The organism is Clostridium sp. (assembly GCF_036569345.1).
Taxonomy (GTDB): domain Bacteria; phylum Bacillota; class Clostridia; order Clostridiales; family Clostridiaceae; genus Clostridium_AD.
Map to the genome: position 1 here is coordinate 1 of NZ_DATCQT010000037.1, position 15453 is coordinate 15453.

At 31.9% G+C, this 15453-nt stretch carries 15 protein-coding genes, 3 tRNA genes and 2 rRNA genes; 19 read left to right on the forward strand and 1 reads right to left on the reverse strand.

The window, feature by feature from the left end:
• The 7 genes from VIM70_RS03165 to disA all read left to right on the forward strand — a co-directional run.
• A 23S ribosomal RNA gene (locus VIM70_RS03165) occupies nucleotides 1-133 on the forward strand; the annotation flags it as partial.
• A 185-nt stretch (nucleotides 134-318) separates the two neighbouring features.
• A 5S ribosomal RNA gene (gene rrf / locus VIM70_RS03170) occupies nucleotides 319-435 on the forward strand.
• A 5-nt stretch (nucleotides 436-440) separates the two neighbouring features.
• Nucleotides 441-515 (forward strand) — tRNA-Asn (locus VIM70_RS03175).
• A gap of 216 nt (nucleotides 516-731) precedes the next feature.
• The gene (locus VIM70_RS03180; protein ID WP_331944053.1) at nucleotides 732-968 is read left to right on the forward strand and encodes a hypothetical protein; all 237 of its coding nucleotides are present in this window, start codon (nucleotides 732-734) and stop codon (nucleotides 966-968) included.
• A gap of 251 nt (nucleotides 969-1219) precedes the next feature.
• Nucleotides 1220-2461: an aminopeptidase P family protein gene (locus VIM70_RS03185; RefSeq protein ID WP_331944055.1), complete on the forward strand. Its 1242-nt coding sequence runs from the start codon at nucleotides 1220-1222 to the stop codon at nucleotides 2459-2461.
• Between the two features lie 163 nt (nucleotides 2462-2624).
• Entirely contained in the window at nucleotides 2625-5066 is a 2442-nt protein-coding gene (locus VIM70_RS03190; protein ID WP_331944057.1) for an ATP-dependent Clp protease ATP-binding subunit, read from the forward strand.
• Nucleotides 5067-5254: 188 nt separating this feature from the next.
• Nucleotides 5255-6319: a DNA integrity scanning diadenylate cyclase DisA gene (gene disA / locus VIM70_RS03195; RefSeq protein WP_331944059.1), complete on the forward strand. Its 1065-nt coding sequence runs from the start codon at nucleotides 5255-5257 to the stop codon at nucleotides 6317-6319.
• 36 nt (nucleotides 6320-6355) lie between these two features.
• On the opposite strand, the gene VIM70_RS03200 is transcribed toward disA, so the two are convergent.
• Complete coding sequence (locus VIM70_RS03200; RefSeq protein ID WP_331944061.1) at nucleotides 6356-6757, reverse strand: DUF1573 domain-containing protein; 402 nt, start codon at nucleotides 6755-6757, stop codon at nucleotides 6356-6358.
• 146 nt (nucleotides 6758-6903) lie between these two features.
• Here VIM70_RS03200 and VIM70_RS03205 point away from each other — a divergent pair, with 146 nt between their 5' ends.
• The 12 genes from VIM70_RS03205 to VIM70_RS03260 all read left to right on the forward strand — a co-directional run.
• Nucleotides 6904-7377: a CarD family transcriptional regulator gene (locus tag VIM70_RS03205; protein WP_331944063.1), complete on the forward strand. Its 474-nt coding sequence runs from the start codon at nucleotides 6904-6906 to the stop codon at nucleotides 7375-7377.
• 116 nt (nucleotides 7378-7493) lie between these two features.
• Nucleotides 7494-8600, forward strand: a complete 1107-nt coding sequence (locus VIM70_RS03210; RefSeq protein ID WP_331944065.1) for a PIN/TRAM domain-containing protein — start codon at nucleotides 7494-7496, stop codon at nucleotides 8598-8600.
• 24 nt (nucleotides 8601-8624) lie between these two features.
• Nucleotides 8625-9317: a 2-C-methyl-D-erythritol 4-phosphate cytidylyltransferase gene (ispD, locus tag VIM70_RS03215; RefSeq protein ID WP_331944067.1), complete on the forward strand. Its 693-nt coding sequence runs from the start codon at nucleotides 8625-8627 to the stop codon at nucleotides 9315-9317.
• A 332-nt stretch (nucleotides 9318-9649) separates the two neighbouring features.
• Nucleotides 9650-11365 (forward strand): proline--tRNA ligase, encoded by a 1716-nt coding sequence (locus VIM70_RS03220; protein ID WP_331944069.1) that lies wholly within the window; start codon nucleotides 9650-9652, stop codon nucleotides 11363-11365.
• A 12-nt stretch (nucleotides 11366-11377) separates the two neighbouring features.
• Nucleotides 11378-11800: a Mini-ribonuclease 3 gene (locus VIM70_RS03225; RefSeq protein ID WP_331944071.1), complete on the forward strand. Its 423-nt coding sequence runs from the start codon at nucleotides 11378-11380 to the stop codon at nucleotides 11798-11800.
• Nucleotides 11801-11802: 2 nt separating this feature from the next.
• On the forward strand, nucleotides 11803-12606 hold the full coding sequence (gene thyX / locus VIM70_RS03230) for an FAD-dependent thymidylate synthase (protein ID WP_331944073.1): 804 nt from the start codon (nucleotides 11803-11805) through the stop codon (nucleotides 12604-12606).
• Nucleotides 12607-12887: 281 nt separating this feature from the next.
• Nucleotides 12888-13646, forward strand: a complete 759-nt coding sequence (rlmB, locus tag VIM70_RS03235; protein ID WP_331944081.1) for a 23S rRNA (guanosine(2251)-2'-O)-methyltransferase RlmB — start codon at nucleotides 12888-12890, stop codon at nucleotides 13644-13646.
• Nucleotides 13647-13654: 8 nt separating this feature from the next.
• Nucleotides 13655-14164 carry an NYN domain-containing protein gene (locus VIM70_RS03240; protein ID WP_331944075.1) on the forward strand — a complete coding sequence of 170 codons (510 nt, stop codon included), beginning with the start codon at nucleotides 13655-13657 and terminating at the stop codon, nucleotides 14162-14164.
• Nucleotides 14165-14239: 75 nt separating this feature from the next.
• A complete protein-coding gene (gene sigH / locus VIM70_RS03245; RefSeq protein WP_331944077.1) occupies nucleotides 14240-14881 on the forward strand; it encodes an RNA polymerase sporulation sigma factor SigH in 642 nt (213 codons plus the stop codon).
• A 70-nt stretch (nucleotides 14882-14951) separates the two neighbouring features.
• Nucleotides 14952-15026: transfer RNA gene (locus VIM70_RS03250), tRNA-Gly, on the forward strand.
• Nucleotides 15027-15035: 9 nt separating this feature from the next.
• Nucleotides 15036-15111, forward strand: a tRNA-Thr gene (locus VIM70_RS03255).
• 81 nt (nucleotides 15112-15192) lie between these two features.
• Nucleotides 15193-15453: GTP-binding protein (locus tag VIM70_RS03260; RefSeq protein ID WP_331944079.1), on the forward strand; the 261-nt coding region annotated here is incomplete at its 3' end.

Consider the following 15453-nt stretch of genomic DNA (forward strand, 5'->3'; position numbering starts at 1 on the left):
GAGATTTCCCATCACTCGCACGTAAGTGCGATGTGAGTAAGACTCCTGGAAGAACACCAGGTTGATAGGTTAGAGGTGTAAGCATGGTAACATGTTCAGCTGACTAATACTAATAAGTCGAGGGCTTGACCAAGATAAAAAAGTAACAAATTAATATTAATTCTGCGATATATCCTTCTTTCGAAAGAAAGAAGCAGAGTCGACCACCGTAAGGAAGGAGACTAGCACTGTGCAATTTTGAGAGAATATCTCATAAAGTATATTGACAAGATAATAATAGCTTGGTATACTTTTAAAGTAAGGATAATACCTTATAAATCTGGTGGTTATGGCATGAAGGTAACACCCGTTCCCATACCGAACACGAAGGTTAAGCTTCAATGCGCCGATGGTACTGCAGGGGTGACCTTGTGGAAGAGTAGGTCGTCGCTAGGTAATGTTCCGCGATAGCTCAACGGTGGAGCACTCGGCTGTTAACCGATAGGTTGAAGGTTCAAATCCTTTTCGCGGAGCCATTTTTAAAATAAATAAAGTACATAAAAGCTAGTTAATGGCTTTTTTTCTTTTATAAAAAATTATGTTTTTAGACACATAGAAAAGTATGGGTAATTTTATTATCCATACTTTTTTATGTGTAAAATTTATAAATAAAAATATATTATAACAATTACGCATATTTTACCTGAAACTACAAAACCTAATGTTAGATTTAGCAAAGAAGGGAGAAATAAATGTCTGAATATAGATTAGACATTCCTGGAGATATTAACTTAAGTGATTATAGTAGCATTCATGATTATATGGGTTTAATTGAGAGAAATGATAAGTTTATAATTACTTCAAAAATGAAAAATCCTGAAGAGATGAAAATATTATGTGAAATGTTAGAAAATAATTGTTTTAAAGTTGTAAGCCATGGCGATAAGGGTAACGGAGAGTATTATATCACATCCCAAAAGGAAAGATAATAATATCAGATTAGTTTAATACTTTAAAGAGAACAAATGTCGAAAGGTAAACTTGTGACATTTGTTCTTTAATTATATAGAAAACTAAAAAATTGTTTTGATATCATTTGATAATATTGACAACGGCAGTATAATATTTTTTTAATAAAAAAATATTGAATTTATTTAAGGTCAGTGATATGTTATAAAGAGGAATAAGATATAAAAAATACAATATTTTTGTATTTATAAACATTCATAGGGGGACTAAAGTGGAAAAGTTATTATTTATTACAAATAGAAGAAATCTGTGGAATAAATTAGATGAAAATTCTATAACATTAATGTTTGCAGGTGAAGCACCATATAAATCAGCAGATGAAACATATGCATTCACTCCAAATAGGAATTTTTATTATTTAACAGGTATTGATAGGGAGAAAATGATTTTAATGTTAGTGAAAACAAATGGCAAAGTTGATGAAACTTTGTTTATACAAAAAAGTGATCCTATTATGGCTAGGTGGGTAGGAGAAAAAATGCTTGGAGAGGAAGCAAAGGAAATTTCAGGCATAGAAAACATTAAATTTGTGGAAGAATTTGAAGAAATTCTTGGATCCATTTTGGATAGAACAAAAATAGATCATTTGTATTTGGATCTTGAAAGACAAGAGTTTAATATTTCAATGGCTACATCACAAAGGTTTGCCAAAGTTGTAATTGAAAGGTATCCTTATTTAAGAATAAAAAATATATACCATGAAATAGCTACTCTTAGACTTATAAAATCAAAAGAAGAAATTCAATTAATGAGGGAAGCTATAGATATAACGGATAGAGGCATAAAAGAATTAATGAAGAATTCTAAGGTAGGTATGAAAGAGTATCAAATAGAAGCATACTTTGATTTTATATTGAAAAGTAGTGGAGTAACAGACTATGCTTTTCAATCTATTGTAGCTTCTGGAGAGAATGCTACTGTACTACACTATGTGAAAAATAATACTGAATTACAAGATGGTAAATTAGTTCTACTTGACTTAGGGGCTCAATATAAATACTATAATGCAGATATAAGTCGTACATTTCCTGTTAATGGAAAGTTTACTAAAAGACAAAAACAAATTTATAATGTAGTATTAAGGGCACAAGAAGCGGTAACAGCAATTGCAAAGCCAGGCATAATGTTTTCAGTTTTAAACGAAACTGCTAAAAAAGTACTTGGAGAAGGATGCATAGAGTTAGGTCTTATTAAAGAGATTAGTGAATTATCTAGGTATTATTTCCATGGTGTGAGCCATTACTTAGGATTAGACACTCATGATGTAGGAAATCGTAATATGGAATTGAAAGTTGGAATGGTGTGTACTAATGAACCGGGGCTTTATATAGAAGAAGAAAACATAGGAATTAGAATAGAAGATGATTTACTTATAACAGAAGATGGCTGTGAAAATCTTTCAATACAAATTATTAAAACGGTAGAAGAAATTGAAGGATTTATGGCAAAATAGATTTTAGAAAGTATTTAAACCAACCTAAGTAGTAATTTTAAAATTACTACTTATTTTTTTCGAGAAAATTTATCTTCTTATTTTAGGAGGTATGCAATAATTAGGATAAAATTGGGCATAATTAAAAGGATAAGTAAATTCATTGCAAGTGAGGTGTTTTAATATGATGTTTAATAGATTTACAGAAAGAGCACAAAAGGTTTTAGTGTATGCTCAAGAGGAAGCAGGAGAATTAAAGCATGGTTATGTAGGCACAGAGCATATACTTTTAGGAATTCTAAAGGAACAAGATGGTTTGTGCAAAAAATCATTAAATGATATGAAAATTTCGTCTGAGGGGGTAAAGAAATTAGTTATAGAGTACGAGGGTGAAGGGGACGTAGAAATGCGAAGAAGCGAAATACCTCTGACCCCAAGAACAAAAAGATTACTTGAACTAAGTCTTTTAGAAGCGAGAAATTTAAATCATAATTACATTAGTCCAGAACATATTTTGCTGGCATTAATTAAAGAATCAGAAGGTGTTGCATATACAATTCTAGCTAATTTAGGAGCAGATTTTAGTAAACTAAAAAATGATATATTAAATAATTGGTGTTCTGAAGATAATAAAAAGGGAAGTTTATCAAAAGAAAAAGAAAAACTTGGAACACCAAATTTAGAACGTTTTGGTAAGGACTTAACTGAAATGGCAAGAGAAGGAAAACTTGATCCCGTTATAGGGAGAGATAATGAAACACAGAGGCTTTTAGAAATTTTATGCAGAAGAATGAAGAATAATCCTTGTCTTATAGGTGAGCCAGGTGTGGGGAAAACTGCTATAGCAGAGGGGCTTGCACAAAGAATAGCTTCCGGTAGTATTCCTGAAATTCTAAAGGGTAAAAGGGTTATAACTTTAGATATACCATCAATGGTAGCAGGCTCGAAATATAGAGGAGAGTTTGAGGAAAGGCTTAAAAAGGTTATGAATGAGATATTAATATCTGGAAATATTATTATATTTATAGATGAAATTCATACTATTATAGGGGCAGGAAGCGCTGAAGGGGCTATTGATGCTTCCAACATATTAAAACCAGCACTTGCACGTGGAGAACTTCAATGTATAGGTGCAACAACTATAGATGAGTATAGAAAGCACATTGAAAGGGACTCAGCGCTGGAGAGAAGGTTTCAACCCATAATTGTAGGCGAACCTAGTAAACAGGAAGCTGTTGATATATTAAAAGGTTTAAGAGATAAGTATGAAGCACATCATAGAGTTAAAATTACAGATGGAGCAATTGAGGCAGCTGTTAATTTATCGCATAGATATATATCTGATAGATATTTACCTGATAAGGCAATAGATCTTATAGATGAAGCTGGTTCAAAAGTAAGAATTCAAAATTTAACTGCTCCGCCAAATTTAAAAAGTTTGGAGGAGGAAATAGATAAAATATCAAAAGAGAAGGCTGATGCCATATCGGTTCAGGATTTTGAAAAAGCTGCAAATATAAGGGATACTGAAAAACAATTAAAAGATAAATTATATAATTCTAAAAACAATTGGAAAACACAAAATCAAGCCGATCAACTAATAGTTACTGAAATCGAAATTGCTAATGTTGTATCAAAATGGGTTAATATACCTATTGAGAAATTAACTGAAAAAGAATCTGAACGTCTATTAAAACTCGAGGAGGTACTTCACACGAGAGTGATAGGACAGTATGAGGCGGTCAAATCTATCTCAAGGGCTATAAGACGCGCAAGGGTGGGGTTAAAGGACCCGAAGAGACCTATAGGCTCTTTTATATTTTTAGGACCAACAGGTGTAGGAAAAACAGAATTATCTAAAGCATTAGCTGATGTTATGTTCGGAGATGAAAATAACATGATAAGAATAGACATGTCTGAATATATGGATAAACATACTGTTTCAAGGCTTATGGGATCTCCACCAGGATATGTTGGGTTTGATGAAGGTGGTCAATTGACAGAAAAGGTTAGAAGAAATCCATATTCAGTTATACTTTTTGATGAAATAGAAAAAGCTCATCCAGATGTAGTTAATATTTTGCTGCAAATATTAGAAGATGGAAGGCTAACAGATGGAAAAGGAAAAACAATTGATTTTAAAAATACATTGATTATAATGACATCAAATGTAGGTGCATCTACTTTAAAAAAACAGAAGTCTCTAGGGTTTAATATAAAGGGAAATGGTGTAGGATCTGAATATGAAAAGATGAAAGAAAATATAATGGAAGAGTTAAAACTTTCTTTTAGACCAGAATTTTTAAATAGAATAGATGATATTATTGTATTTCATTCACTCGAGCAGGAAGACTTGTATAAAATAGTAGAATTAATGCTCAAGGTAGTGAAAGAGCGCCTTAAACAACTTGAAATTAATATAAGTTTTGACGATGAGAGTAAGAAACATTTAGCTAAAGCTGGACTTAATACAACTTATGGAGCGAGGCCACTAAGACGAGAAATTACGAAACTCGTGGAAGATAAGCTTTCAGAAGAAATACTTAAGGGAAATATAATTAAAGGGGACAATGTTAGTGTTCTTATGGAAAATAATAAATTAATTTTTAGGACTTTACATATTTGATATTGTTTATATTTAGTAAAAAGTATATAATTAAAATGAAAAATTTTTTTCGAAACCACTCTTGAGTGGTTTTTTGATTTGTAAATAAATAATAAAATAAAAATATTAATATTATAGGCACAGATCCATTAAAAGATATTATAAGTAAGATTTTTTAATGATACTATTTATTAAGTAGGGAGAAAAAGATGAGAGAAGAGAAAAGCAAGGAACTAATGAATATCTTAAAAAGAATGGCACCAGGGACTTCTCTTAGAGAGGGACTTGAAAATATTTTAAGAGCTAAAACTGGTGGGCTTATTGTTTTGGGAGACGGTAAGGAAATATTAGATATTGTAGATGGTGGATTTAGAATAAATGCTGAATATAGTCCAGCTTATATATATGAGCTAGCGAAGATGGATGGAGCAATAGTCATAAGCAGTGATTTGAGAAAAATATTATATGCTAATACTCAACTTATGCCAAGTCCTACAATACCTACTTATGAAACTGGAACAAGGCACAGGACTGCGCAGAGAATAGCTAAGCAAGCAGGATGCGTTGTCGTTGCTATATCACAAAGAAGAACTATAATAACTGTTTATAAAGATGACATAAAATATGTTTTAAGAGATAGTGGTGTTATTTTAGCAAAGGCTAGTCAAGCTATTTCAACCTTAGAAAAATACGTTTCCGTTCTTGAGAGAGTTGTTAGTAATCTAAATATTTTAGAATTTCAAGATTTGGCTACCCTGTTTGATGTTATAACCTCAATACAAAGAACAGAAATGGTTATGAGAATAGTTGGAGAAATTGAAAGGTACATATGTGAACTGGGAAATGAGGGTAGACTAATATCAATGCAACTAAATGAATTAATTAGAAGTGTTGAAGAGGATGGAATACTATTAATTAGGGATTATTGCCAAAGTGGTATGGATTATATGAAAATGTATAGACAAATAGAAAGTATGAGTCCAGAAGAACTATTAGACTTAGATTTTATTTCTAGAATTATTGGATATATAGGTGTTCCTCTAGTGGATACCCTAATTTCTCCAAGAGGATATAGAATGTTAAATAAGATACCTAGAATACCTGCAAATGTTATTGAAAATTTAGTTAAGCATTTTAGGGAATTAAAAGCTACAATGGAAGCTTCTTATGAGCAACTTGATAGCGTAGAAGGTATTGGTGAAGCAAGGGCTAAGGCTATTAGAAATGGACTAAGAAGGTTAAAAGAACAATTTATGATAGATAAGCAAATATAGCACAAAATAAGGTTAACTTATTTTGTGCTATATTTTCTATCTCATTGTATACTTACCTAATGTACTAATTTTATTATACTCTTTTAAAAGAATGTCATATAAATTCAAGTCCAAAAGATTACATAGTGAGGTAATATAAAAAAGATTGTTTCCCAGCTCTCTTTCTATGACATCTCTACAGTTTTCACAAAGTGCACCCTGAACATGGTCAACATGTGAAGACTTGGGGGTGTCAAGGTCCAAATTTTCTATATTAGTAGGAGTATATTGCTTTGCTTCCACGTTAATACAGCCACAGTTAGTAATAGATTTTGCAACAGCTCTATTAACTCTAGCCTCAGATTCTTGAAGTTTAGTGATTATATCTAAAATACTTCTATGCCGCAATAGTGATTCATCCACAGAATTTTGGAAATTATCAAATATACAATCTTTCATTAAGTTCAACTCCTTGTAAATATTTTAATAACTGTACTATCTCAATTATAGGATTTACATCATGTTTTTGTCAATAAATTAAGTACGCATTTCACCTTATGAATATATAATAAATCAACAGGAGTTTTATTAATAGGGGGAATGTTATGTTAAATATTGGCCAAAAGATATTTATAGCAGATTATGGTGCTGGGTATATACAGAATATAGATATAAAAGAGTCAAATAATATAAAATACAAATACGTAAATATATATCTTTTATTGGATGATATGAATTTTATGATCCCAATAGATAAAATTGAAAACCATAAAATAAGAAACATTTTAACCAAAGTAGAATTAGAAATGATTTTAAGTACAATATCAAATGATTCTAAAGGAATAGAAAGCAATTGGAATAATAGATATAGAATTAACAAGAAAAAAATTCAAAGTGGAAATGCTCTAAAAATGTGCGAGGTAATTAGGGATTTATATTATTTAAAGAAGCAAGATATGCTTCCGCCAGGTGAGGTAAAGATTTTAGAAAGAGTTGAAGGAATGGTTGCCAGTGAAATAATGTTAGTGAGCGGGGTTTCTATGGAACAAGCATTGTGTAAAATAAGGAATTTAGTTTAACAATTTGTTAATTCTGTGACATATTTTATTGAAATACACAAGTTTATAGTATATATTAGATAATAACAGGATATAAATTCAATTAAGTGTTAATAATCTAAAAGGAGGTGAAGTTTTTGCTAAAAATAATATTAAGAGGACTTTTTACAATCATAGGACTTATTCTAGGATATTTAATAGGGGGTATGCTCCTAAGCACAAGCTATTTAGGTGGACTTAGTTATTTTAAAAATGGGGGAATTCAAGGACTAATATTCATTATTTTTTCTGCTTTAATTTTTGGAGCTATTTTATTCCTAATATCTCCTATATTCATATCTTATATAATGAAGTTTATGGATTATGTGGAGAAAAGCACACAAAAGATGCCAACTGCTCAAATTTTATTCGGTACAGGTGGAGCAATATTGGGCCTTGTAATTGCATCTTTATTTGCAGGATTATTTAAATACCAATCCCCTATATGGAACATTATTGCTGTTATTTTTACACTTATAATAGCAGCATTGGGAGCAGATATTTGCGCTAGAAAAAGTGATGAAATATTAGCTTTATTTACAAGCATTAAAAGAAAAGATGGGTACAAAGACAAAAAAACCAAGGGTTTTACTAATGAAAACCCAAAGGTATTAGATACATCAGTAATAATTGATGGTAGGATATTTGATATTTGTCAAACCGGTTTTGTTGAAGGACCACTTGTAATACCCACTTTTGTTTTAGAGGAACTTAGGCATATTGCTGATTCGTCAGATGGGCTTAAGAGGAATAGGGGAAGAAGAGGGCTGGATATACTAAACAAAATTCAAAAGGAATTAAATATTGAAGTTGAAATTTGGGAGAAAGATTTTCCCAATATTGCAGAAGTAGATAGTAAACTTCTGAAATTAGCTCAAGTTTTGAATGGAAAAGTAATTACGAATGATTTTAATCTTAACAAGGTAGCTGAATTCCAGGGAGTTCCAGTTTTAAATATTAATGAGCTTGCAAATGCAGTAAAACCAGTAGTGTTGCCGGGAGAAGAAATGAAGATTCAAGTGATGAAAGATGGTAAAGAATCAGGTCAAGGAATAGCTTATTTAGATGATGGCACAATGATTGTTGTTGAAGGTGGAAGACGTTATATCGGTGAAAATATAGTTGTTATTGTAACATCTGTACTTCAGACGGCGGCTGGCAGGATGATTTTTGCTAAAAATAAGGATTCTTTAGTTAAAAGTTAACATATTACGTAAGAGAGGTTTTTTATGAGTAGGAATTGTGCCATAATTATGGCGGCTGGTACGGGAAGGCGGATGGGTCAATCTATTAATAAGCAATATCTAAATATTAATAAACATCCCATTCTGTATTATACTCTAAGAGCCTTCTCGCAAAGCGATTGTATAGATGATATTATATTAGTTGTTGCAGAAGGTGAAATAGACTATTGTAGAGAAGAAATATTAAAAAAATACAATTTTTTTAAAGTAAAAGATGTAGTTATTGGTGGTAAAGAAAGACAAAATTCCGTGCTAAATGGTTTAAATGCTGTGTCAAATTGCGAAATTGTACTTATTCATGATGGTGCGAGACCTTTTGTAGACCAAGCTACTATTAAAAGAGCGGTCATTTTTGCTAATTTATATGGAGCTTGTGCTTGCGGTGTACAGCCTAAAGATACTATTAAGATAAAAGATTCTTCTGGATTTTCTCTAGAAACGCCTAAAAGAGAAACACTTTTTTGTGTTCAAACACCTCAAGCTTTTAAGTATAATCTTATATTAGATTGTCATAAAAAAATCAATGATGAAGGTATTAAGGTAACTGACGATACAATGGTTGCTGAGAGGTATGGTAATAAGGTATACCTTTATGAAGGCAGTTACAATAATATAAAGGTCACAACACCAGAGGATTTAGAAGTTGGGAGACAAATACTAGAGAGGTTTAACAGTTGACACAATAACATTTAATGTGTATATTATAAGTAACTATAAAATATTTTATACAAATAAATATTAGGCAATGATGAAGAATAGTAGAGACCAATTTACAGAGAGAAAATACTAGGTTGAGAGATTTTCAAAGGTTTTGAACCAGCTTTGGAGCTGTAGAAAAACTATCGGTAGTATATATCGGTAAAAATGAGTGCAAATTTAGGTGGTACAGCGATTTAACTCGCCCTAAAACAGGGTGAGTTTTTTATTTTTTTGTAAAACTATTATTTTGAAAATGATTAAATACTAAAAAAAAACAGATTAGGAGATAAAATATATAAGGAGGAATATTTATGAGATTATCAAAAATGTTAATTAGTACACTAAGAGAAGTACCAGCTGAGGCGGAAATAGCAAGTCATCAATTAATGTTAAGAGCTGGGATGATAAGAAAACTGGCCTCAGGTGTATATAATTATATGCCATTCGGATTAAGAGTTATAAAAAAGATTGAAGACATTGTTAGATCAGAAATGGAAGGAGCAGATGCACAAGAGTTATTAGCATCAGCCTTAGTTCCATCAGAATTATGGATAGAATCTGGCAGGTGGGATGCCTATGGAGCAGAGATGTTTAGATTAAAAGATAGAAATGAGAGAGAATTTTGTTTAGGACCTACACATGAGGAAGTATTTACAGATATAGCTAGAAATGAAATTAAATCTTATAAACAATTACCATTGAATTTATATCAAATTCAAACAAAGTATAGAGATGAGCGAAGACCAAGATTTGGTGTTATGAGATCAAGAGAATTCATAATGAAAGATGCTTATACTTTTGATGCAAACAATGAGGGCTTGGATATATCTTACAATAAAATGTATGATGCCTATAATAATATTTTCAAAAGATGCGGACTTACATGTAAGGCTGTAGAAGCTGATTCTGGCGCAATGGGTGGTTCGGGTTCAGCAGAATTTATGGTGAAATCCGAAGTAGGCGAAGATGAGGTTGTTTTTTGCAGCTCATGTAGCTATGCAGCGAATATGGAGAAGGCTCCAGGAACTCCAGATGTTATGGAAAAAGAGGAACTTAAAGAGCTTAACAAAATATCAACTCCAAATGTAAAAACTATAGAGGATTTAGAGAAGTTCTTTAATACTACAGCTAAAAAGTTCGCTAAAACCCTTATCTATAAAGCTGATAATAGAGTAGTTGCTGTTGTTCTTCGTGGAGACAGACAGTTAAATGAGACAAAAGTGAAAAATGCAATAGGTGGAGCACTTGAATTTGAAATGGCAGATGTAGAGACTGTAATGGCAGCAACTTCAGCAGTTGTAGGATTTGCAGGCCCAATTGGTATTGTGGCTGATGTAGTTTTAGTAGACGCCGAGGTAGTTAACATGTTTAATTTTATAGTTGGAGCAAATGATACAGGATTTCATTACGAAAATGTTAATTATGAAAAAGACTTTAAGGGTTTGGTTGGCGATTATAGAAATGTTATTGAGGGAGATAAATGTACTAAATGTGGGTCATCTCTTACAATTGCTAGAGGTGTAGAGGTAGGGCACATATTTAAATTAGGAACTAAGTATTCTGAAGCTATGAGTGCGACATTTATAGGCCAAGATGGAAAAAACAAACCTTTAGTTATGGGAAGTTATGGGATAGGTATCAATAGAACAATGGCAGCTATTATAGAGCAACATCACGATGAAAATGGTATAAATTGGCCAATGTCAGTAGCTCCATATCAGATTGTTGTAGTTCCAGTATCTATAAAAGATGAAGAGCAGATGAAAATTGCAGAGGAAATTTATAACAACCTAAAAGAAATAGGTGCAGAGGTTCTTATGGATGATAGAAATGAGAGAGTTGGAGTTAAATTTAAGGATTTAGATTTAATTGGAATTCCAATTAGAATTACTGTAGGTAAAAAGATTTCTGAAGGTAATGTTGAGTTTAAATTGAGAAATGATGGAGAAAATCAAATAGTTGAAATAAGTTCGGTTATTGATAGGGTTAAAGAAGAATTTAAGAATAATAACATAACATTTATATAAAGGAGAATAAGCATGGAATTTAATATGCTAAAGGGTAAATTTACAACAAATCAAGTTAAACAGTTAAATCCGTTAGTCCTAGCATTAATTGGAGATGCAATTTACGAGGTATTTATTAGATCTTACCTTATAGAAAAAAATAGAGATATGAATGTTCATAAAATTCATGTTAAAGCAGTTGAATATGTAAAAGCTCATGCGCAAAGTGAGTATATGAAATTATTAATAGAAGATTTAAATGAAGAAGAACTGAGCATATTTAAAAGGGGTAGAAATTCTAAAAGTGGAACCACTCCCAAAAATGGAGATTTGAATGAATATAAATGGGCCACAGGATTTGAAGCTTTAGTAGGTTTTTTATACTTAAGTGAAAAAAATGAAAGATTAAATCAGATTTTTGAAAAAGTAACAAAAATTAATTTAGGGGATGAGTAATTATGCTTAAGGTTAAATTAATTGAACATACACCGAATCCAGAAAAAGTCATAGCAGCAGCTGCTAAACTTTGTTATAGCGCTGTAGGGGTTGATGAAATAATGGAAAATTTGAATGAGAAAAAAACATATAAATTGCTTGATATGTTAATGTCTTATGGACATCATTCACCAATAGAACATGTTAGCTTTACTTTTGCAATTGAAGGGATATCTAGAAGTTTGACTCATCAATTGGTTAGACATAGAGTGGCATCGTATTCTCAACAGAGTCAGAGATATGTAAAGCTAGAACAATTTGAATATATAATTCCCCCAAATATTGAAAAAGATGATGGAGCAAAAGAAATATTTATAGCGTCTATGAACCGGGTCCAAGAAGATTATAATAAATTAGTAGAGATATTGTGTAAAAATGAATTAACTAATATTATAACAGAATATTTAAGTACTAGTAATTTAAAAAATCTTGAAGAAATTGATGAAAAACAATACAGGATGCTTAAGGGTAAAGCTGAAAAAAAGGCGATTGAAGATGCAAGATATGTATTTCCAAATGCTTGTGAAACTAAAATAATAGTTACTATGAATGCTAGAGAATTAATTCATTTCTTTAATCATAGATGTTGTAATAGAGCTCAATGGGAAATACGCAAAATGGCAAAAACAATGCTGATGCAGGCGAGAACTATTGCCCCTGAACTATTTAAATATGCAGGGCCTAGTTGTGTTAATGGCCCATGCCCTGAAGGTGGCATGAGTTGTGGTAAAATGCTAGATATAAGAAAAGAATATGAAACGAAATAGATAAAGCGAGAGAGGTATTTAATATGAGCGATAACAAAAAATATCAAGGAAATAAAGGCAACAGCAGATTTTCAAATAGTAAAGATGATAAAAGTGAAACAACTTTTAAGAGAGGTAAAGGTAGCGGACAAGGGACTAAAGAAAGTAGAGAATTTGTTAATAATAAGGACGATAAAAACAAAACATTTACTAGAAAACCTAAACAAAGCACCGAGAATGTAAAAGAAGTTAAAAAAACTAGGGAGAGAGGGGACATAAATCCTAAAAATATTAATGATAATGTGCAGGTTGAACCTAAAATTATAAGAGAAGATTTAATTGAAGGAAGAAATGCAGTTATAGAAGCACTTAAATCAGACAGAACTATAGAATATATTCTTATTTCTAAAGGTGATATGGTAGGGTCTATAAGTGTGGTGCTCGCATTAGCCAAAGAAAAGGGTATTGTTACGAAAGAAGTAGACAGAAGAAAGCTTGATCAAATGTCACAAACTTCATCACATCAAGGAGTTATTGCTGTAGTAACTCCATATAAATATTTTGAGCTAAATGACATATTTGATTGCGCAAAGGAAAGAGGAGAAAAACCATTTATAATTATATTAGATGAAATTGAAGATCCACATAATTTTGGTTCTATTATAAGAACTGCAGAGGTATGTGGAGCTCACGGTATTATAATACCTAAGAGGAAAAATGTAGGAGCTACACCAACAGTATATAAAACATCAGCTGGTGCAATTGAACATATGAAAATAGTAAAAGTAACTAATATAAATGCAACAATAGAACAAGTAAAAGAACGTGGAGTATGGGTTTATGGTGCAGATATGGATGCGGAAAATTATATTTTTGATACAGATTTAACTGGTGCGGTAGCTCTTGTCATTGGAAGTGAAGGTAGAGGTATTGCCAAACTAACAAAGGAAAAGTGTGATGTATTAGTGAAAATTCCAATGGTTGGGGAAATAACATCTTTAAATGCATCCGTTGCTGGTGGTATAATAATGTATGAAATTATGAAACAAAAAATCAGATGAGGTAAATTGTGAAAACAATTTTTGTTGATGGATATAATGTAATAAACAGCTGGCCCAATCTTAAAAAGATTAAAGAACACAGTTATGAGTCGTCAAGGCAGCAACTTATAGGCATTCTTCAAAACTACTCGGGATTTAAAGGTTATAAAGTATTTATAGTATTTGATGCACAAATGGTTAAAGGCAGCATCCAGAAAAAAGAAAGACAAGGAAATATAGTCGTAATTTTCACAAAAGAAGGTGAAACTGCTGATAGTTACATTGAAAGAATGGTGGATAGCATTGGACGAAAATCAGAGGTTTGCGTTGTTACATCGGACTCTTTAGAGCAGCAAGTTGCATTTCAAAGAGGCGCCATTCGAATGTCATCTATTGAATTTTATCACGAAGTAATGACTACCCAAGAAAAAATCAAGTTAAGCATAGAAAAAAAGTATTTAGGAAAAAGAAATTGGATAGAAGAGAGAATAGACGAGGAAACATTGGAAAAACTTGAAAAAATAAGAAGGAGTCATTGAATTTTCTTGACTATATAAATTGCTCTAAGGTATAATAATTTATATGTCACATGTCTGGTGTGGAGGGGATATTTGTTGGAAAAAATCATTAGAACTAGTGGGGATACTTTATGCTTTGAAGAAAAATTGGATGAAGAAGTAGTTATTGAAGCGCAAAATAGCAATGTTCGTGCACAAGAATATTTAATTAATAAATATAAAAATTTTGTTAAAGCAAAGGCTAAATCTTATTTTTTGATAGGTGCTGATAAAGAAGATATTTACCAAGAGGGAATGATAGGTCTTTATAAGGCTATTAGAGATTTTAAGGCTGATAGATTATCTTCTTTTAGGGCTTTTGCAGAAATATGTGTTACAAGGCAGATAATTACAGCAATTAAAACAGCCACTCGTCAAAAACACATTCCCCTAAATACATATATATCATTGAATAAACCAATATATGATGAGGAATCAGACAGAACATTGTTAGATGTACTATCGGGTGCTAAAATTACTGACCCTGAAGAGCTAGTTATAAGTAGGGAAGAGGTAATAAGCATTCAAAATGAAATTGGAGAAGTTTTATCGGAACTAGAGATGGAAGTTCTTATGTCATACTTAGATGGTAAATCTTATCAAGAGATTGCTTGTGATTTGGATAGACATGCAAAGTCTATTGATAATGCGCTACAAAGAGTAAAAAGAAAATTAGAAAAATGTCTGAGTAAAAGATAAAATTATATTGACAGATGGAGCAAACAGTAGTAAAGTTAATAACTGGTGTATAGCTTTAAGTTGTATGTCCGCGGGAGTAGCTCAGCGGTAGAGCACCAGCTTCCCAAGCTGGTTGTCGCGGGTTCGAGACCCGTTTCCCGCTCCAAAATTTAATGCCCATATAGCTCAGTCGGCAGAGCGTCACCTTGGTAAGGTGGAGGTCACCGGTTCAATTCCGGTTATGGGCTCCATAAATTATTAAGGCTTTACAATACACTAGGATGAGTTTACTAGCGCGAAAGTGTAATTATATAAATAAGGAGGAATACAAAATGGCAAAGATGAAATTTGAAAGAAACAAGCCACACGTAAATATAGGAACAATAGGGCACGTAGATCACGGCAAGACAACATTAACAGCTGCAATAACTGCTGTACTTGCAACTAAGGGATTAGCAGAAGCATCAAGATTTGACCAAATTGACAAAGCACCAGAGGAAAGAGAAAGAGGAATTACAATTAACACTGCACATGTTGAGTATGAAACAGAAAACAGACATTATGCACATGTTGATTGTCCAGGACATGCAGAT